Annotated in this window: 15 protein-coding genes and 1 pseudogene; 13 read left to right on the plus strand and 3 right to left on the minus strand. The window is 45.0% G+C overall.

The annotated features are described in order from the left end of the window. Window positions 1-7: 7 nt before the first annotated feature. The 7 genes and pseudogenes from acnA to GI364_RS04375 all read left to right on the plus strand — a co-directional run. Window positions 8-2,668: an aconitate hydratase AcnA gene (acnA, locus tag GI364_RS04345; RefSeq protein WP_198852476.1), complete on the plus strand. Its 2,661-nt coding sequence runs from the start codon at window positions 8-10 to the stop codon at window positions 2,666-2,668. A 102-nt stretch (window positions 2,669-2,770) separates the two neighbouring features. Next, window positions 2,771-4,252, plus strand: coding sequence for a DUF6025 family protein (locus GI364_RS04350; protein ID WP_198852477.1), 1,482 nt, complete (start codon window positions 2,771-2,773; stop codon window positions 4,250-4,252). Window positions 4,253-4,259: 7 nt separating this feature from the next. Continuing rightward, window positions 4,260-5,603 carry an MFS transporter gene (locus GI364_RS04355; RefSeq protein WP_198852478.1) on the plus strand — a complete coding sequence of 448 codons (1,344 nt, stop codon included), beginning with the start codon at window positions 4,260-4,262 and terminating at the stop codon, window positions 5,601-5,603. A gap of 43 nt (window positions 5,604-5,646) precedes the next feature. Then, window positions 5,647-6,867: a hypothetical protein gene (locus GI364_RS04360; protein ID WP_198852479.1), complete on the plus strand. Its 1,221-nt coding sequence runs from the start codon at window positions 5,647-5,649 to the stop codon at window positions 6,865-6,867. A gap of 422 nt (window positions 6,868-7,289) precedes the next feature. Further along, a complete protein-coding gene (locus tag GI364_RS04365) occupies window positions 7,290-7,607 on the plus strand; it encodes an IS66 family insertion sequence element accessory protein TnpA (protein WP_198852480.1) in 318 nt (105 codons plus the stop codon). Beyond that, window positions 7,607-7,966 (plus strand): IS66 family insertion sequence element accessory protein TnpB, encoded by a 360-nt coding sequence (gene tnpB / locus GI364_RS04370; protein WP_198852481.1) that lies wholly within the window; start codon window positions 7,607-7,609, stop codon window positions 7,964-7,966. The genes GI364_RS04365 and tnpB overlap by 1 nt, the downstream gene beginning before the upstream one ends. Window positions 7,967-8,115: 149 nt before the next feature. Then, window positions 8,116-9,369, plus strand: a pseudogene (locus GI364_RS04375) (IS66 family transposase); the annotation flags it as partial. 87 nt (window positions 9,370-9,456) lie between these two features. Here the strand turns inward: GI364_RS04375 and GI364_RS04380 are convergent. Continuing rightward, window positions 9,457-10,257: a tyrosine-type recombinase/integrase gene (locus tag GI364_RS04380; protein ID WP_198852483.1), complete on the minus strand. Its 801-nt coding sequence runs from the start codon at window positions 10,255-10,257 to the stop codon at window positions 9,457-9,459. Window positions 10,258-10,354: 97 nt separating this feature from the next. Between GI364_RS04380 and GI364_RS04385 the strand changes: the two genes are divergently transcribed. From GI364_RS04385 to GI364_RS04405, 5 genes are all read left to right on the plus strand, one after another. Beyond that, entirely contained in the window at window positions 10,355-10,990 is a 636-nt protein-coding gene (locus tag GI364_RS04385; protein WP_198852484.1) for an HNH endonuclease, read from the plus strand. Between the two features lie 428 nt (window positions 10,991-11,418). After that, window positions 11,419-11,616, plus strand: a complete 198-nt coding sequence (locus GI364_RS04390) for a hypothetical protein (RefSeq protein WP_198852485.1) — start codon at window positions 11,419-11,421, stop codon at window positions 11,614-11,616. Continuing rightward, a complete protein-coding gene (locus GI364_RS04395) occupies window positions 11,613-13,097 on the plus strand; it encodes a SpoVR family protein (protein ID WP_198852486.1) in 1,485 nt (494 codons plus the stop codon). Before GI364_RS04390 ends, GI364_RS04395 begins: the two co-directional genes overlap by 4 nt. Window positions 13,098-14,768: 1,671 nt before the next feature. Next, complete coding sequence (locus GI364_RS04400; RefSeq protein WP_198852487.1) at window positions 14,769-15,290, plus strand: RNA polymerase sigma factor; 522 nt, start codon at window positions 14,769-14,771, stop codon at window positions 15,288-15,290. Continuing rightward, window positions 15,283-16,149, plus strand: coding sequence for a hypothetical protein (locus tag GI364_RS04405; RefSeq protein WP_198852488.1), 867 nt, complete (start codon window positions 15,283-15,285; stop codon window positions 16,147-16,149). The genes GI364_RS04400 and GI364_RS04405 overlap by 8 nt, the downstream gene beginning before the upstream one ends. 149 nt (window positions 16,150-16,298) lie before the next feature. On the opposite strand, the gene GI364_RS25070 is transcribed toward GI364_RS04405, so the two are convergent. Continuing rightward, the gene (locus GI364_RS25070) at window positions 16,299-16,427 is read right to left on the minus strand and encodes a hypothetical protein (protein ID WP_255524585.1); all 129 of its coding nucleotides are present in this window, start codon (window positions 16,425-16,427) and stop codon (window positions 16,299-16,301) included. A gap of 161 nt (window positions 16,428-16,588) precedes the next feature. On the opposite strand from GI364_RS25070, the gene GI364_RS04410 reads away from it, so the two are divergent. Beyond that, window positions 16,589-18,565, plus strand: coding sequence for a TOMM precursor leader peptide-binding protein (locus GI364_RS04410; RefSeq protein WP_198852489.1), 1,977 nt, complete (start codon window positions 16,589-16,591; stop codon window positions 18,563-18,565). Window positions 18,566-18,735: 170 nt separating this feature from the next. Here GI364_RS04410 and GI364_RS25075 read toward each other — a convergent pair whose 3' ends face one another. After that, window positions 18,736-18,861, minus strand: a complete 126-nt coding sequence (locus GI364_RS25075) for a hypothetical protein (protein WP_255524586.1) — start codon at window positions 18,859-18,861, stop codon at window positions 18,736-18,738. Between the last annotated feature and the right edge of the window lie 390 nt (window positions 18,862-19,251).

Raw genomic sequence — 19,251 nt, forward strand, 5'->3', positions numbered from 1 at the left:
ATGTTTCATGAGCAAACAGGGACTGAAAAACCTAGATTCACTGTTAACGCAATGGACACTAGAAACGGGTAATGTCTATATTATCGATTTGAACAAAGTTGCTAATGTACTAAAAATTGACCTCCATTCTATCCCATATTCCTCCAGGATTCTTATCGAATCTCTTTTACGTAATATTTACTTAAAAAAATACGATGATTCTTATGCTCCATTTGTTACCAAATTGGCTACAAATGAATTGACTGATGTTCCGTTTACTCCCTCGCGAATTATTATGCAGGATTTTACTGGGGTCCCTGCACTCGTGGATCTTACAGCTATGAGGGACGAAATCCTAGAAAGAGGGGGAGATCCGACCAAGGTCAATCCGATGTTAAGAACGGATGTTGTTATTGATCACTCAATTCAGGTTGATTCATTTGGACACAAAGATTCTATCCTCTTTAATGAAAGGATGGAATTTAAGCGGAATTACGAAAGGTATCAATTCTTGAAATGGGCAGAATCAACGTTTCAAAATGTGAAGATTTGGCCTCCTGGTTCTGGGATAATTCATCAATTAAACCTTGAACATTTGTCAACTGTTATTCAAGTTGATGATACTTCTAGGGGGGCTTTCTTGTATCCAGAGACAGTTCTGGGTACAGATAGCCATACAACGATGATTAACGCTCTTGGAGTGTTGGGATGGGGAGTGGGGGGGATTGAAGCTGAGGCAACGATGTTGGGACTTCCAGCGAATGTAAGAGTTGCTGATGTCGTTGGCGTGTATCTGGATGGACTCCTTCCCGAGCAATGCACCTCGACGGATTTAGTTCTGTATTGTACTCAAGTGTTACGAAATGAAGATCTAACTGGATGCTTATTAGAATTCATTGGTCCTGGTACAAGAGAGTTAGATGTAACAGATCGTGCGACAATTTCTAACATGGCTCCGGAATATGGTGCCACGGTAGCGTATTTTCCTGTGGACGACTTTACCATACGATATATGTGTGACACGAACCGCTCCTCATTGGCCAGTCTGACTAAACGTTACTTTACGTATCAAGGACTATTTAGGAGACCTGATAGTCCACTTCCTAATTACTCGAAGATTATTACGATCGACATGTCAAGAGTAACGCTCAGTGTCTCTGGTCCATATAGGCCGGAGGACCGCTTTCCCATTTCGAAACTGGGGCAATCGTTTAGGCAATCTGTCAGAACGCAAAAAAGTAAGGAAGCATTAATACCAAAACAAACAAATTCGAAGAATTTACAAGACGGGGCAGTTGTGATTGCAGCAATTAGTTCCTGTACCAACACGTCTAATCCATATTCGATGATCGCTGCGGGGTTACTCGCCAAAAACGCAGTTCAACACGGCCTTGAGGTTCCGTCTTACGTAAAAACTAGTATGGCACCAGGCTCAAGAGTAGTTACAGCATATTTAGAAAATGGGGGGCTATTAGGATATTTAGAAAAACTCGGATTTTACATAGTTGGATATGGTTGCACCACATGTTCAGGAAGCAGTGGTCCACTTGATCGAGATTTGGAAAAATTGATCAAAGAAGAAGGTATCTACACGGCTGCGGTTCTAAGTGGGAATCGTAATTTTCCAGCACGGATACATCCTACTGTTCAGGCAAATTACCTTGCATCCCCGCCTAGTGTTGTCGCACTCGCCATTGCTGGTACTGTGAACATTGACATCTTAAAAGATCCTCTGGGGTTCAACCCGGACAATTATCCGGTGTATTTGGAAGATATTTGGCCCAAACGTAGTGAGATAACAAATATCATTCAACACCATATTTCATCGCAACTATTTGAAACGACTTATAAGTCGCTTGAAACAAAACAAGATAGGTGGAATAGTATTTTCTCTACAAAGACAATGCTGTACGAATGGGACTCTAACTCTACCTATGTGCAGAGACCTAGGCTATTTACGGGGTCATCTGTTGCTCAAACAACAGTGCAACGAGCACGAATTCTTGCAATTCTTGGTGATGATATTACTACTGACCACATTTCTCCTGCGGGAGCTATTCTTCCATCGAGTTCGGCCGGGGAGTATCTACACTCTATGGGGATTTCAAGAAATGAATATAGTACGTTTGGTTCTCGGCGTGGCGCGCACGAAGTAATGATCCGCGGTGTTTTCTCTAATAGTCGTTTGTTGAATAGGACAGCGAGAGGAAGGGAAGGCGGATTCACGACGCATTTTCCGTCTGGGGATCTCTTACCAATATACGATGCGGCTATGCGTTACAAAGAGGAAGGTGTCCCATTGGTTGTTATTGCAGGTAAACGTTATGGTAGTGGTTCATCGAGGGATTGGGCTGCAAAGGGACCGGCACTCTTAGGCGTTAAGGCAATTATCGCAGAAAGTTTTGAAAGAATTCATCGTTCCAACTTAGTGCGCATGGGAATTCTGCCACTGGAAGTTATAAGAGATGATACATGGGATTATACAGATTTTCGTGGAACGGAATTGATATCATTTCCTACTATAGAGGGTATAGTATCGGACTCATTAATCCCAATTATTGCAGAAAAAAGTGATGGTCGAATTGTCAAATTGTCCGCACGAGTGCGTGTGGAATCTTCTGACGAATACACGTATTACATGAATGGAGGGATATTGCCTCACTGTTTAAACGTTCTTACAGAAACCTAATCATCTGACCGCTAGGCTTAGTGCAAGAAAATGATTAGTATTCCATTCGCATGCCTAGTACCAACACCCCGAGATCTCCAGAGAAAGAAGGCGTGAACAATAATGTCAGTGATAAACGAGCAGAAGAAATCACTTAAGTTACTTGAGTCAATTGGGCTTTTCAGCGGAGAATTTGGTTTGCCAAAGTTGAACACTGAAAGAATAGAGGAATTTGCGACTAGAGTAAGAAGTTTTGATTGGGTGCACATGGGCAAGTCGAGTTTAAACACGGGAGCACTTATTTCGGTGCTTGAATCAGATTCTGACCTGCTACCACCTCGATCTGGCCACATTGGTAATTGGAGTGATATAGCGCATGGTCGTGCAGGAATGATCGATTACAACAAGGCCATCTGTGCTGAGAAAAATCTGGGATATGCCTTAATATACTCATTTAACCAAACGGAAACAGACGATGTTGTTAATGGGGATTGGATTTATCTCCCAGGATCAATTGTCGAAGGAAGCAACCGCCAGAAATTACCGCTCTACACGTGGAATGGAAGTGAATTTACTGAACGTGATCGTAACCGCTCATATTTTACTCCATTCGTATTCACCGAGTCAAATAATAGTCTTGAATCTCTTGTTACTCTTCACTGGAAAAGAATGAGTAATCTAAAGCAATTCAATTTCAAATTGGAAGCATCTGTTGTGTGGGAAAATAGGGAGATATTTCAGGAAATGATCAAACGACTCATAATAGAAGCCCAGAGCGCTAGCAACAAAGAACGTGCCCTCAGTGATATCATCTCCCACGTCGCCTGTCTTGATGGACAGGTTAGCCGATGTAACATTATCAGTGACGGTACTTCTTATAAAATTGGAGGTACTTATTTCAAAGATATTAATGAAGTTGTTAATGCCATGCTGATCCCGTTCCTTGCCACAGTAGAACCCTTGGAGTTTGCGGACCGGATTCCATATCTCCCGGATGAAGTACCTGTTATGTCGAATAACGTTGTTAGCATTATCTCCGCCATCTTCAATACTCATTATCCAAGTGGGAATGTCATCCGTGCTACTATGACACAACCATGTAATCCCCATTTTCACTGGGGAGCATTGGGTATGGCTGGGTATCCTCCGCTAAAAACGGGATATTTTTCCGAGAAATCATCTATAAAAAGTACCAAGAAAATTTGTAACACCCTTGTTAATTCATTTATGTCTGTAGATCCGATTTACTTTGTACTAATGCCAGCGTCTATATTCACAATTTGTCCCACTACAGAACACAAGCACGATGTGGACTTAGTTGAAGACATGTTGAAAACTGTATTAACTAAAACCGATTGTCATGCTGAAACCGATATCTTAATGAATCAGATCTCTTCAATAGTTTCTACTTGGATTGAGACAAATCAGAAATATCTCTCGGAATACTACATGAACCGTTTTTCTGCGAGACGCAGTGTATTGAACAAAGTTACACTTCCTACTTTTAGTGAAACTGTTGAACCTCCGTCGTTTAGAAGGCTCTCTCTAAGGCAGAACTCAATGGTCGTGGGTGCACTTATTGAGAGTTTAAACGAAAGAGGGTGATATACGTTTGGCTGGGAGAGGAGACCATATCTTAAGCGGATGGAGTAACTTTTGGGTTATTTGGAGCGGGCAGTTTGTTTCTATGTTTGGCTCGGGACTGACAACATTTTCGCTAGCCTTTTGGGCGTTTCATGAAACGGACAGGGCATCCTATATTGCTCTTATAACATTTTCTAAGTTTGCTACGACGGCGATCGCAAGCCCATTTGCTGGGATTCTAGCAGATCGTTTCGACAGGAAAATTCTCATACTGTTAGGCAATTTGGGATTGATGCTTTTATCGGCGATTATGTGCGCCCTAAGTATTGTAAACCACTTATCTTACGAAGTGGTCATTGGTATATTAGCGCTGTCAGGACTCTGTGATGCTGTCCAACTGATTTCATTTGATTCCATAGTTTCGCTTATCGCCCCTAGTCGAAAGCATTTTTCGAAAGTGAATGCCATGATTTCACTTGCTAATAAGGCACCGCAGGTTGTAGCCCCTCTTGTGGCTTCTCTACTGCTTGGTTCTGTTGGGTTATCGCTAATCTTAATGGTGGATTCGGGAACTTTTCTGTTTTGCATAATCACATTATTACTCGCTTCGGTTCCGCAGAAACTAGAATCGCGACACAAGCTGCAATTACTAAACGAGCTAAAATTTCCTTTAAATTACATTTATAGTAATGCGGGTTTGAGAAGGATTCAAATTATAAGTATATCCATTAATTTCCTTGTTGGATTTGCGGGTTCCGGAAGTATACTACCTGCGCTCGTCCTTGTCTATACGCACAATAATGCTGGAATTCTTGCGAGAGTTGTATCGATTGGAGGTTGTGGTGCGATCATTGGAGGAATAGTCATAGGAGCATGGGGAGGACCAAGAAAGAAGGTTCATGGTATCCTGATCGGCGTCCTAGTAAGTAGTTTGTGTGGCCGATTCCTAGTTGGAGTAGGACACACGCAATTCACATGGATACTCGGTGTTTTTGTAATCCAAATGATGATTCCGCTCATTAATAGTTCAGATCAGGCTATATGGCAAGCAAAGGTGCCACAAGAAATTCAAGGAAAGGTGTTTTCCGCAAGGATCATTGCGGGGGACATTTCCTATCCGCTAGGTATTTTAGTCTCGGGTTTTCTTGCTGATCACTTTTTCACGCCGTCTATGGCACAACAAGGGACTTATCTTGTAAGTATATTCGGTTGGATTGTTGGGCATGGCCCAGGTGCTGGGTTATCATTAATGTATGTTATTTCAGCCATCCTAGGGGGTGGGGTAGCAATTTGGGGGTATCTTTCGGGTGCAGTTCGAGGGATTGAGCAGAGTGAGCCAACTGTTTCTCGCGGAGTCCAAGCATTGAAATAATATTGTAGCATTCAAACAGAAGCACCTTAAGGAGGTAATTTCTGTGAGTGTTTTAATCCTTAATAGATTGCCTCATGAAGAAGCGCCTTATGAGGAATGGCTAAGGGCCAGTAACGAAGACCTGATATTGCTGACTTCATTTGAGACTGAGAGTCAATATGATACTACTCGTTATGCTTATATGGAAGGATTTACAGACTATTATTCTAACGAGGACGTCGAAATTAGAGCAAGAGAACTATTTGAACAGTTTAGGTATCACACCGTCATTGCACTTTCCGAGTTGGATTTACTTCGTGCAGCGAAATTACGAAGTATGTTGGGTATCATTGGGCAACAGTATGAGAGTGCCCTTGCTTTTCGGAATAAGATCGTAATGAAAAATCTCGCCAGCAAAGCAGGGGTAGCAGTTCCGCCATTTACTGCGTTAGAGGGTCAAATGGATTTGTTGGAGTTCAGATCGAAGTATGGATTACCATTAGTTGTTAAGCCTATATGTGGGAGCGCGTCTGAGGAGGTGCGGGTTCTAGAGAATGAAGAACAATTGGATTCATTTTATCGGCGTGACTTGCCACAAGGCATGGAGGTCGAAACATTTATCAGTGGCGATATGTATCATGTAGACGGATTGGTCTTAAACAATGATTTAAAGTTCATTTGGCCATCAAAGTACTTAAACGGGTGTCTTGCATTTAAAAATCAGGCCTATAGTGGTAGTTACAACCTTTCGAAAGATCATATTCTTTTCAGACGTCTAGTTAATTTCACTAACCACCTTCTAAATGCACTCCCTCGACCAGAGACATTTGCGTTTCATGCTGAGATCTTTCATACGCCTACAGATGATTTAGTTTTATGTGAAATTGCGTCGAGAGCTGGAGGTGCCCGTCTTCGTGAAATATTCAAACAAAATTTCAACGTAGATTTAAACATGTATACGGTATTGGGACAATGCAAAATAGATAGAACTTTAGAGATCACTCACGGAACTCTTGGTGGCTTAGTTTTGATCCATCCGAGAAGAGGAAGGGTTCGAGGAATCCCTTTAGCTCCTAGGTACTCCTGGATCACCGAGTACAAGGTATATGTGGATGAAGGGGAAATTGTTTCACCAGCAAAACTTAGTATAGATAGAATTGCATCTCTGGTTGTACAGGGTAACAATGAATCAATGGTAAGAGATCGGTTGGAGAGAAGTGCTACGTGGTTTATGGACTCGTTGGTGTGGGAAGCCGAAATTAAGGAGAAGGATTCTATACGCTAGATCCATAGTATGTAAACCCATTAGATGATGGGCCGATTTCCAAACGAAGTCGATTTTTCAACTGCTTCAGAGCACTGGGTGAGCAGCAATCCGGTATCAATTTTGGCGAACCTTGCACCAAATGTTTCCACTCGTTACCTCTTTTATGTAGGCGCTCTCACGAGGGTTGAGTGGTAAAGTGATCTCGGTCATAAATCTATTAAATTTTTACGTAGATGGTGCAGGTACTGCATCTTAGGGATTCAATTACTCTCGGCCCGTGAATAAGGAAACGGCAGCGTGCACCAATTCACGAAAAGTATCGGAAAGACGATCTGATTTAGGGGCGTGCCGCTCTTCAGTAAGCGTCAAATCAACCGCACCTCGTCGACTAGATTGTGAGGAGAGATAATAGCCTCAGACCAATTCGAGGGGTGTTTTTTATGTCCAGAGAAGAAGTGCGAAATCATTGGAGAAGTCTTGTTAAGGAGTTTCGAGACAGTGGTGAGACTGCTGCGGCCTGGTGTAGGGAGCGCAACCTCGACGTGAAACAGTTCCGTCGTTGGACTCGTAAGTTCGACAAGGAAACGTTCACGAATGCTACAGCACCTGGAGTAAAGCTGGTGTCCGTTCAGGCTGAGAACTCGGTTGAGGAGACGGAACCAGCACTTGTTGTTCACGTAGGAGCAGCGTCTGTCGAAGTACATAACGGGTTCAATCCATTGTTACTCAAACAGGTTGTTCAGGCGTTGGCAGAATAATGTTTGGGGCGTTTGACCTGGAGCAACGTGTATATCTAGCACCAGGACCTACGGACCTGAGGAGATCGATTGATGGACTTTCTGTCCTGGTAAAAGAAGTGCTGGAGCTCGACCCGTTCTCGCCGTGCCTCTTTGTCTTTTGTAACAGAAATCGGGATAAGTTAAAGGTCTTGCACTGGAGCCACAATGGGTTCTGGCTCCACTACCGCAGGCTGGAGAAGGGACGGTTTCAGTGGCCGGATGCCTCTCACACGGGACCCATTGTCATGGGTCAGCGAGAGCTTCGATGGTTGCTGGACGGACTGTCGTTACAGCAGAAAAAGGCACATCCAAAAGTCACTGCAAGGACCATCATTTAGCCAGAGAAAAAGCATGAAAACCCCTGTCACAACAAGGGTTTCCGGAGTTTTTGTCGAATATATATACCATGAACAAATCACCAGATTTGACCGCAGAAGAGACTGCTGCACTGCAGCAAGAGAATACAACACTGAAGTACAAAAACGACGAATTGCAGTCCAAGGTGGAGTGGCTGGAAGAGAAACTTCGTTTGGCTCAACATAAGCGTTTTGGCGCCTCCAGCGAACGCACCGACCTGGATTCCTTGCAGACTCGGCTATTCAACGAAGCGGAAGCACAGGCAGACCTTGAAGCCGAGCCTGCCGTCGAAGAATCCGAGGAAACCGTTACTTACCAACGAAAAAAGAAACAACCCCGCCAGTGGGACGAACTTCTAAAGGACTTTCCGGTAGAACGGATTGAATACCGTCTGCCTGAGGCAGAACAGGTCTGCTCCTGCTGTGGCGGTCCCATGCATGAAATGAGTGAAGACACCCGACGGGAAGTAAAGATCATTCCTGCTCAGGTGAAAGTGGTAGAGCATGTACAATACATCTATGGTTGCCGCCACTGTGAACATAACGAAATTCATACACCCATCGTGAAAGCACCGATGCCAAAACTGGCGATTGCGAAAAGTTGGGCGTCTCCATCGGCACTGGCCTACATCCTGGATAAGAAATACGTACAGGGCATGCCATTGTATCGCCTGGAGCAACAGTTCGAGCGTCAGAAAATCCCACTATCCCGGCAGACGATGGCCAACTGGGTTCTGTATGGAGCGAATCAATGGTTGACCAAAATCTACGAGCACATGCATGAAGAGTTACTGAGCAGAAAGTACCTTCACGCAGATGAGAGCACGATTCAAGTGTTACATGAAGCTGGGAGAGCTGCAGAGAGTAAGTCCTACATGTGGCTATACCGCAGTGGACGGGACGGACCACCTATTGTTCTCTACGAGTACCAGGAAACACGTAGCCGAGAACATCCAAAGAGCTTCCTAGCAGGGTTTCATGGATACCTTCATGTGGATGGGTATGCGGGATACAACGATATTCCCGATGTGAAACTGTCGGGTTGCCTGAGTCATGCACGGCGCAAATTTGACGAGGCATTAAAAGCCTTGCCTACAGCCAAACGCAAAGGTCCAACAGCTGCCAAAGAGGGATTGGACTTCTGCAATAAACTGTTCAAGATCAAACGGGGATTGAAGGATGCTAGCGTAGACAAACGGTACGAGGAGCGGCAGAAACAAAGTCGCCCTGTCCTCGACGCTTTTTCGGTATGGCTTCATACCCAGAAAGACAATGTACTCCCCAAGAGTGCCTTGGGCGAGGCGGTAAACTATTGCCTGAACCAATGGGAGAAGCTCGTAAGATTCTTGGAAGATGGGAATCTGGAGATAGATAACAACCGTGCGTTATCCACAGGAATATAAAATCCTCAGGACCTATTGAGACTCCCGATCGTTAGTGGGATTGCTGTTTAAATCCTGAGGATTATGTTTTTACCTAAGACCGTTCAACTTGGCCATTTCCTCTTCAGATCCGGTCCATAGTGGCCTTTCATCTTCCGGCTGAGCTACTCGAAATGAGTTCATTGCTTCTCGCATCATAGCCATAGAAGGCTTGGCATAGACTCGGGTGGTATCAAGATAGGCATGGCCAAGGATTCTGGACACCAGTGCAAGTTCCACTCCATTCTGGTACAGGTTTGTAGCCCTTGTTCGTCGTAGCATATGGGGATGAACCCGTAGCGGTATTTCGGGACACAGTGTTCTAGCCTGGTCTGCGTACTGCTGTAAAAACCTTTCCACGTTGCCCTCAGACATCTTCCCAGCCCTGCCTCTAATAATGGTATAGAATAACAAATCGGTCTCTGGATTGTCCCGCGAGCGATACACCTGAAGATATTCCCGGATATGTTTGGCTGTTTTTACATGGATAGCAACAACGCGTTCCTTGCTACCTTTGCCCATTACACGGATATACGGATTTTTTTTGTCCAGGCAGATATCATTTACCTCAAGGTTTAGCATCTCTGCTAGCCGAACTGCACTATCGTATAGCAAGATCATCATTGTCCGGTTCCGTAATCCCATGCGGTTACCAGCTGGTTGGATGAAAATGGTGTTCAGGGCATCCTCGGAAAGAATGAATTTCTCAGTCGTAGGGTTTTTGAGTTGAGGAACGCGACTCACCTCAAGGGCGATGGACTGTAGGGTGACATCTTTGTCTGCTGCAAACCACAGATAGTGTAGCGGCCGGAGTAAAATTGACCCAGTAGGGGCGGCATGAAAATGACCCACTCTTGTCGAATCCCTTCTCGAATAACGACCAAGCTGTTCGAGGAGGAGAACGAATGTTAAAGGGTGAATCTATATTGAATCTACTAGAAAGCAGTATATGAAGGGTAGAAAGCCTATCCATCGGAAGGAAAGGACGGTCAACTCTGATTTGGATGTTATCGCCCAATATCAGTCCGAATTCCGCGGATTCGCTCAATACTATTTACTTGCTTATAATGCTCATCAGCTACACAGTCTCAAGAGAACCATGGAATTGTCTTTAGCACGTACCCTCGCGAATAAATATAAAACGACGGTGAACAAAATTTTCAAAAAGTATCGAACTACTCGTGAAACGGATGGACAAAGCTACAAGGTGTTCCAAACAGAAGTGGAGCGAGAGGGTAAAAAGCCGTTGGTCGCGTACTTCGGAGGGTTTAAGCTTGGATTCAAGAAAGCCACCGTCATTGAAGACACATTGCTGACAGGAAACGTATACAGCATCAAGAGTCAACTCATTGACCGTCTGCTTAAGGATACGTGTGAACTGTGTGAATCCAGAGGGAACATTGAAATGCATCACGTTAAGAAGCTAAAAGACCTCAAAAATAACGGTAGAAAAGAAAAACCCGAATGGATGAAGCGGATGATAACGATGAGGAGAAAAACACTCGCCGTATGTCATGAATGTCATACAAGCATCCACTCAGGTACATATAACGGTAAGAGACTAGCAACCACTAATGTTGATTGACAGTTAATCACTGGCGAGCGGAGTGCATAGGAAACTTGCATGCTCCGTTCTGTGAGGGGCGATTGGAACAGTACGTCTTCGGATTGCAACTCGCCGGTCGCCTACTCTACCGCACGTTGGGTTTGGGGAAAGGCTCGGGCGCCAAACTGCCCCCTTTGTCGGGGGTAAGTCGGCCCGGGCCTATTCTAAAGAAGAACACGCGTATAAGTGTGTATGAATACACACTGAAATGTATATACATAAATTGCGCTGTCGCTCCTATGATTGTGCTATCACGAGCCTCGCGAAAAAGTCATGGGTCCAGCATCCAAACAATAGCAGGAGTATCGGTGATAACAAGGTTTGACAATGCGCACAAGGCGGCTGGTCGGTCTTCTTCTGGAAACCCCCCTACGTCTGATTCTGATTTAACAAGTAGGGGTTGAAGGATGGGAAAACAAACTTCCCCTCTGTGTATATCTCATATTGAAGTCAATCAGTACGGTCGATCGTCTACACTGCTGAATGCATTTAAAAATATTGAAGAACCACAGTTTCTTAGCACAGTCATTCGGACACGCAGCGATATCTACAATGCACTCACTGCCTTCTTTCACAAGCGGGATAAGGAGGCGACGACAGCATGAACCAAGCAGAGATGCAGGACTTACAAGACGGAATCGAACGGATTATGGAAATCGCAAACGAGTTTGGCCTGAAGTACTTCCCAATGCGGTTTGAAGTCTGCCCGGCAGATATTATTTATACTTTTGGCGCCTACGGGATGCCCACCCGCTACAACCATTGGAGCTTCGGAAAGTCCTTTCATAGAATGAAGATGGACTACGATTTTGGGCTCAGCCGTATTTACGAACTAGTGGTCAACTCAGATCCCTGTTATGCATTTTTGTTGGACACTAACTCCGTCCTTGAAAACAAAACAGTGGCCGCACACGTTCTCGGCCACTCAGACTTCTTCCGCAACAATGCTGCCTTCGCAATGACTTCGCGGGACATGGTCGATAGAATGGCCTCCAATGCCCAGCGTATCCACAGCTATGAACTGGAATATGGGCGCGACAGGGTAGAGAAACTGCTAGATGCCGGCATGGCGTTGCAACAGCATGTGGATGCATCGAGGACCGGAAAACAGTGGCGGACGAGAGCAGAACATGATGGGAAAGCGGCCTTATCTGGTGGTCCTGAAGCCACGCCGTCGCGCCGCCAAACCCCATATGACGATTTGTGGAACCTGGATGGTGGGGGGGACGGGAATGGCGGAACGGGTGCAGGGTCGGCCAGTTCGGCGGACAAGGGGAAGGCGGATACGAAATCTTCGCGGCGGAAAATCCCGCCTTTCCCGGAACGGGATGTGATGTGGTTTCTGATTCACCACAGCCCCATTTTGGAAGAGTGGGAGCGGGATGTTTTGTCTCTGCTGCGGGAGGAGATGCTGTATTTTTGGCCGCAGTTGGAGACAAAGATCATGAACGAAGGTTGGGCTTCGTTATGGCACCTGCGCATCATGCGGGAGCTGGATCTGCCTGAGACAGATGCCGTAGACTTTGCCAAAATGCACTCAGGGGTCGTGATGCCGTCGCGGACTTCCATCAACCCGTACCATATTGGTCTGGCTATCTGGCAGGACATCGAGAAGCGGTGGGATAAACCTTCGAAAGAAGAGCGAGAACGGTTTGGGCGAGAACCTGGGCAGGGTAGAAATAAGATATTTGAGGTAAGGGAAATGGAGAACGACGTGTCATTTCTGCGCAACTACCTGACGAAGGAATTGGTGGAGGAGCTGGACCTCTACCTGTACGAAAAGGTCGGGAATGAGTGGCGTATCGTGGAGAAGGATTGGGAAAAAATTCGCGATCAAATTTGTGCATCACGCACTAACGGCGGCATCCCGTTGGTTGCCGTGAATGACGGCGACTACAACCAGAACGGCGAGCTCTACTTGAAGCATGCTTATGAAGGTGTGGAGCTAGATATCAAATATATGGAGCACACGATGCCATATTTGCACCAGTTGTGGGGCCGCAACTGTCACTTGCAGTCGGTTGTGGAGAACCGCGATGTCGTGTTTACGTATGATGGGAAGAAAATGATGCGGAAATTTATGTGAATCTGAGGGCGGACAACAGTTGGTAACCAGACAAGAAAGTTGGTAACCGCTTGATCCCAAGGTGCAATTCTGTGCCCTGGGGTTCTTTTGTATAAGACAACTTAATGTCATACAGTATCTCCCAAAAAAAGATCGGAGGTTCCGTATGGCTATGGATATTTATTCATTTATACCATAAAATAGTAACATCCTTAACGGGTAGGGTAATTCGACAAGTCGTTCATCTTTCCCGTATGCAGTGTGTAATGTGGTGAATGAGGAGGGATTTTATTGAAACGACCAATCGGTGTAGTAATCATCAGCCTCTTTTATATCTTTGGAGCCGTCGTACTAATCTACACGTCCATTTTATAATCCCAACGCAGACCAGTTTGGGATAGCGGCGAGATTTGGGGTCCCAACTTTACCTGAACAACCAGTGAGGCTTATCGTAGCGGGGATCGCCCTTGTACTCGCTGCTGGATACTTTTCTCTGAAGAAGTGGGGCTTTTGGTCGATGGTTGGTTACTCAATTGTTTTTGGGATGATAAGTCTTCATTTAGCCTCAGTGCATCATCAACAGCCTTTTATCGGAAATGCAATCTGGTCGGCAATGGTACTCATCTACACGCTCATCAAGAGACGGTCGTTTCAAATTGGCAACACTGTATAGTTTAAATCAGCCTCGCCTTATGGCTCTTCGTTCTGTCGCTATGGGGGGTCTGATCCAGAGTAAGCCTCTCCCTGGTGCTTGAATAAACATTCATCGGTTAATTGCAGTGGGCTATTCACACCGCATGCATATACAGCGTAGATTGGTTCGTACTTATGGAGCACAGGGGCACGAAACTGCCGTAATATGCGGAGGGATAATTGATTTTGAAACCAAGATATTTTGTCTTGTCTATTTTTTGACTGCTATCTCTGATTGCTAACGCTATTTTCATCCCAAAATATCTTACTCTTCACAGAGCGTCCTATAACAGGCGATGGTACTACTGCTCAATTTGCAAAGTTGCTTAGTAGTCTTGGTAAAGACATCGTACTGAAGAAGAACATTCAGAGGGACACTCAAATCGTCAGCCGTATTGCCCACTTCAACTAATCAAGCAGAGTTTGATAAAGGAGTTGAGTCTATTTTGAAGGAGTATCCCCCTGTAAAATACGGTATGTATTGACGTTTCGTTGTATCGCATAGCGGAGAATGTATGGGGAGGATACTGTGTCGTCAAAGTCATTCAGTGTTAGGGTTATGGATATTGCGTTATGGAGTAGAAGAGCTGAGTGAATCGGGGAAGGCGGTTGTGGGCATGTCCATAGAGGTTATAGGGTCGTTTGTCACGGGTCTATCTTGATCTTCTTGGCATTTGTGGCGATTGCTTTGACTACCGAATGGATGTTTCATTGAGCCTTAAATAGGACGGATTTGCTGCTGTTCCATGAGTAAATATTCCACAAGTAGTTTTTTTTAGGATTCTGTAAGTGATGGGCAACAAAATCCAATAAAGCTTCTATTATTTAATATGCTCATAGAAAGAGAGTTTCCCCAAACATCTCCGTGAATTCAACTTTGAACCTTCTCATCATTTCACAAGAACTAAGACGAAAACTGAGGAATTCTGATTAAGTTGTAACAAAACCAAGGAAGTTTTCGACTAACAGGTTAAAGAGGGTCGGTGGTGATTGAAGAGCATGACGCACGAAGAACAGAAGAGAATGCTTCATGAACTATATGAGCGACATTATCGTGACGTTTATCGTTACGCACGATATTTATTAGGAAGTCACGAAGAGGCTCTCGACGCCGTTCAAGAAACGTTTCTGCGTGCGTTTCGTGGAATTCATAGTTTCAAGCAAAAATCCACCATCAAAACATGGCTGTTATCCATTACACGTCATTACGCAATCGATTACCTCCGAAAACATGGTGTTAGCTCTAACAAACACTCCAGCTTGAGTGACCATTTTGTGATGGCAGACCCTACTCGATCATCGGATATGAAGATGGAAATCGAAAATGCACTCAAATGCCTCAAGCATGATTATCGTCAGGTCTTTATCCTTCGTAATGTAATGGATTTATCGGTACGAGATACCGCAGCTATCTTGAGGTGGTCTGAGAGCAAAGTAAGGACTACTCTGCATCGATCCAATATGCAAATGAGAGAGTTTCTTGGAGTCGATATGAAAGGTGGTGCGTCACATCGTGTCTGAAGATAAATTTCCAGTGAATTTGGATACTCTAACAGATGACATAAGCACCGCGGAAAAAGAAAAGATTTGGTCAGAACTAGAGAAACAAATCGATGAAACTCCCTCAACTAAAGGTATGTTGAGAAGTAAAATCAATCCTTCCCGAAGATATAAAACCTATGTAGGTCCATTGGGAGCGGGTCTAGTTGCTGCTGTACTCGTTGCGGTCGCAATCCCTGTTCTTCTGCGTCAAGCTGGTCATGTACAAACTAAAACCGTTACAGCTTCCAATCGACCTCCATCAGTCGGTGTCAGGCAAGTTGCAACGGAAGCTGTCGTATTTGACCAAGTGTCTTCGTTTCCTTGGAGAATAAAGGCGATTCATGGGGCTGAAGAGTTAACCACACAAGCAGTGCCCAGGTCATCCAAATCTTTGACTTCCAATTCTAATACATCGAGTCGCGCCAACCTGAATACTAAGGTTCAGTACAATGCCGCAGCAAAGAAACAGTGGCTGAATAATGGACAAAATTTGATCAACGACTTATTTATCAAAGGAACTCCAGCGTACAATCATGAAATGAAGACTCTTACCAGAGCTGTCCAAAACGCAAATGGCAGCAATCCCAGTATTGACGGAGGCGTGGCTTCCTTACATTGGTCATCGGTCAGCAAAAATATATTTAATGGAGTTGTCACTCTAAAGGGAGCCGGTGAGGATTGGGCAGTTTATGCACAATGGCAACAGAATAAAGATAAGTACGTCCCCGCTGGTCGTCCGACTAACAAGGTAAACTATACTGTTAAACTAAAAAATATTAACGGGAAATGGATGGTTCAAAGTTTAGGTTGGAAGTTTGCCAAGGGCAGTGGACCCTAAAAAATTTGATCCACAAGGTTCCGCCGGATAAGAAGTTTCAGTCTTACACTCTCAATCAAACATGAGGGAGGCAATAGGAGCGCGACCTACTTAAAAAGGGAATGGGGAGGTCTTTCCCCACTCCCTTGAGGCTGTGACGTTGGTAAGTATTAGTATCCGCCACCACCAGCGCAGGACGTAGTGCCACCCCAATAAGGAACAAGCAGTATGAACAACACGAAGATAATTAGAAACACAACAGCCCACTGGGTGTACCCGCCGAAGGCTCCGCCGTACATTCACATCCCTCCTCGTAAATCTGACTTGCTTTAACTTATGTAGTGGATAAAGGACAGGGTCGGGCGAATAGACATTACAGTAGCATATTTGAACGATATACCTGAGCCTTTCACAGCTAATGTAGACAAACATAAAGTGGCTGACTTAACGGGGGGATACAATGAACATTGTTATGCTCCATGATAGCTCGATATTGGGTAAACACATTTTTACTACATGGTTGCAAAAATACAGTCAAAGTATTGGAGCCCGTCTGGTGGACAACTGTTCACTTGACGAGCTAGAGAACTTCCACCCTGTACTTGTCATTTTAGTATCTGATGGGCCTTCTGAATTCGAGCAATTGGCATTGGAAACATGCAGGGATTTCAAATTTAATATCCTTACTGTGTTGGGGAGAGGAACGACGGTCCTAGTTGGTCCACTGGAACTTATAGATGTATATGGATGCTCGACCTGCTTGCAATTGCGGTGGGAAAATACTTTCGATCGTAGTCTTCTCAACTTGTTTCAGCAAGTCGGGGCTATCGTGGAACCCATGTCTCTGGAGATGTCTCCATCGGCTCTTCTAACCTTGGCAGACATCGTAACCTATGAGATACAGTTACTTATCTTGGAATCCTCGAACTCTGTAAAGGCCAAGACGAAGGGAAAAGTTGGTGTGTACGAAAACACGGAAGACATCGAGTGGGTGCCAGTCGTGCCAAGTCACGATTGCCCTCGATGCCGCTGTATTGCAAGAGACGATCCCGCTCTTGCCCGCATACAATTCGAATCTCACCGCATCAAAGACCTTGAAACGCTCCGAGTTGAAATTTTGGATTTCAAGCGTTTGGAAGATTTGTTCGTGCATAGAAAGGTCGGTTATATTTCAGCCGTCAATGCGTCTTGGTCTGGAGAGCGCTATGTCCAGGCCGATGCTCATATCTATACGCCTGCTGGGGATGAATTGACTGGGTATGGATTGGGTCTATCCATGACAGACGCGAAGCAATCTGCAGTACTTGAAGTGTTGGAGCGTAGCTGCGGGTTTCAGGCTGTAAGTCGACGTCCCGTCGTTTTCGGCAAGCAGTCGGAATTGGGCGACGTAGCAGTAAAGCCATCGCGGTTCGGATTGCACAGTCATGAGTTATTCCAGTCGCCTCACCATACACTTGAACCCTTTGATGAAGAACGGGAGTATTCATGGGTTTGGGCACATTCTACAAGATATAATCAGTCTATTCTCATACCGGAGCAGATTGCCTATTATGGACCAACTGCTGACGAGAAGCGGTTTATTGCGGAATCCTCTAATGGGTGCGCAATTGGAGGGACTGTGGAAGAAGCTGTCCTGCATGGCGTTTTCGAAGTTCTCGAGCGGGATGGATTTTTGAATATGTGGTACGGTAAGATACCTGTGCCTGAGCTCAGACTGGGTAATCATTGTCCTACTAAAACGTATGAAGCATTTCATTACTTAGTAGAGAATGGATTCGAAGTGCGACTGTTTAACATATCTCATGATCTTAACATTCCCGCAATTTGTGCTGTGGCGATCAACAGAGAGAACGACTATCCGAAAGTGGTTAGCGGATCGGCCTGTCATTTGAATCCCTATCAAGCTGTCTATGCGTCACTTCGCGAATTAACTGTCCAAGTGCTTAACCTTCAACACATGCCGGAAGAAAGACGTAGACAGGCAATTGCCATGTTCTTGGATCCGACAAAAATCAAGCATATTCCCGATCACGTTGCAGTAGCTGGTTTGCCCGAGGCTTACCCAAGCTGGGAATTTCTATTGGGGACGGAAAATCACAGTGAGTGTCTGTCAATTGAAGAGTCGTATACTGATGTAGCTCGACGATATCAGGTCGATTCATCAGACATTCGATTGGTCTTAGGTTCAGTACTTGACGATTTACATGGACGCGGATTTGATGTTATTGTAATGAATCAAACCAGTGTGGAATTATCCTACGGCGGACTATACGCCGTGAAAGCGTTAATACCTGGAATGACTCCTATCACATTTGGCTATGGTTTTCAAAGAGTTCAAGGGCTTTCCAGACTGTTCGAATTGCCTCATCGAATGGGATATTCCCCACGGGTGCTGAAAGAAAAAGACCTAAATCAGGATTGCCATCCGTTCTCTTGACACACCGCCATTGTTTGCAATTTCCTCGGAACCATTGTTCGATTTATTGTATCGGTCTAATAAAATCAAGCGAATGTCCCGAACGCCGGTGCCTTGGTGTTCGGGACATTCTGTGTTTTGTAGCGAAGTCAATGTGCCGTGGAATCAAAGTTCCAAGACTTTGTTTGATGTTAATAAACAGGGGTTGTGGTACAACTTGTAGTTGTCGTGTAGCCTGGTACAAGTAAGAAGAACAGTACAAAGATGATGAGAAATACAACTGCCCAACGTGTATAACCGCCAAATGTACCGTACATGTGTGTCTCCTCCTTGTATATTAAGAACAGCTGCTGAATTGGTTTACGTAAAACCATAATGTAGTTGCTCTATTAAATTTCTGTTCCTTGAAAACCTAATCAAATGTTGATAGACCTTTCTGTGACAAAGTGAGTGTTTACGACCTCGGGCTGATCTTGGGAAAATAGCCGTAGGTGTCTACCAAGGGAATGTTCCTATCCCTCCCGTTGCCCCTCATCTGAGGGTGTCTTCCGAGGAAAGATTGTTCCCCTGGCCCCATGGAATAGACCTACACGCTGACTGTTTCCCGGTCCGTCATCCCTCCTGCCAGCAGAAGGAGGCTCGTGCACCGATGACGTCTGGTGTATTCCAATAGCTCGCAAGGCTGTCGTTCATGGGTTTCCCAGGGT

Origin of the sequence: Alicyclobacillus sp. SO9, from assembly GCF_016406125.1 — a bacterium.
Lineage (GTDB): Bacteria > Bacillota > Bacilli > Alicyclobacillales > Alicyclobacillaceae > SO9.

Coding starts and splice junctions, on each gene's coding strand:
- GI364_RS04350 (WP_198852477.1), top strand. CDS start 2,771: ATGTCAGTGATAAACGAGCAGAAGAAATCACTTAAGTTACTTGAGTCA.
- GI364_RS25070 (WP_255524585.1), bottom strand. CDS start 16,427: ATGTACGGCGGAGCCTTCGGCGGGTACACCCAGTGGGCTGTTGTGTTT.
- GI364_RS04410 (WP_198852489.1), top strand. CDS start 16,589: ATGAACATTGTTATGCTCCATGATAGCTCGATATTGGGTAAACACATT.
- GI364_RS04400 (WP_198852487.1), top strand. CDS start 14,769: ATGACGCACGAAGAACAGAAGAGAATGCTTCATGAACTATATGAGCGA.
- GI364_RS04390 (WP_198852485.1), top strand. CDS start 11,419: ATGGGAAAACAAACTTCCCCTCTGTGTATATCTCATATTGAAGTCAAT.
- acnA (WP_198852476.1), top strand. CDS start 8: ATGAGCAAACAGGGACTGAAAAACCTAGATTCACTGTTAACGCAATGG.
- GI364_RS04395 (WP_198852486.1), top strand. CDS start 11,613: ATGAACCAAGCAGAGATGCAGGACTTACAAGACGGAATCGAACGGATT.
- tnpB (WP_198852481.1), top strand. CDS start 7,607: ATGTTTGGGGCGTTTGACCTGGAGCAACGTGTATATCTAGCACCAGGA.
- GI364_RS04385 (WP_198852484.1), top strand. CDS start 10,355: ATGAAGGGTAGAAAGCCTATCCATCGGAAGGAAAGGACGGTCAACTCT.
- GI364_RS25075 (WP_255524586.1), bottom strand. CDS start 18,861: ATGTACGGTACATTTGGCGGTTATACACGTTGGGCAGTTGTATTTCTC.
- GI364_RS04365 (WP_198852480.1), top strand. CDS start 7,290: ATGTCCAGAGAAGAAGTGCGAAATCATTGGAGAAGTCTTGTTAAGGAG.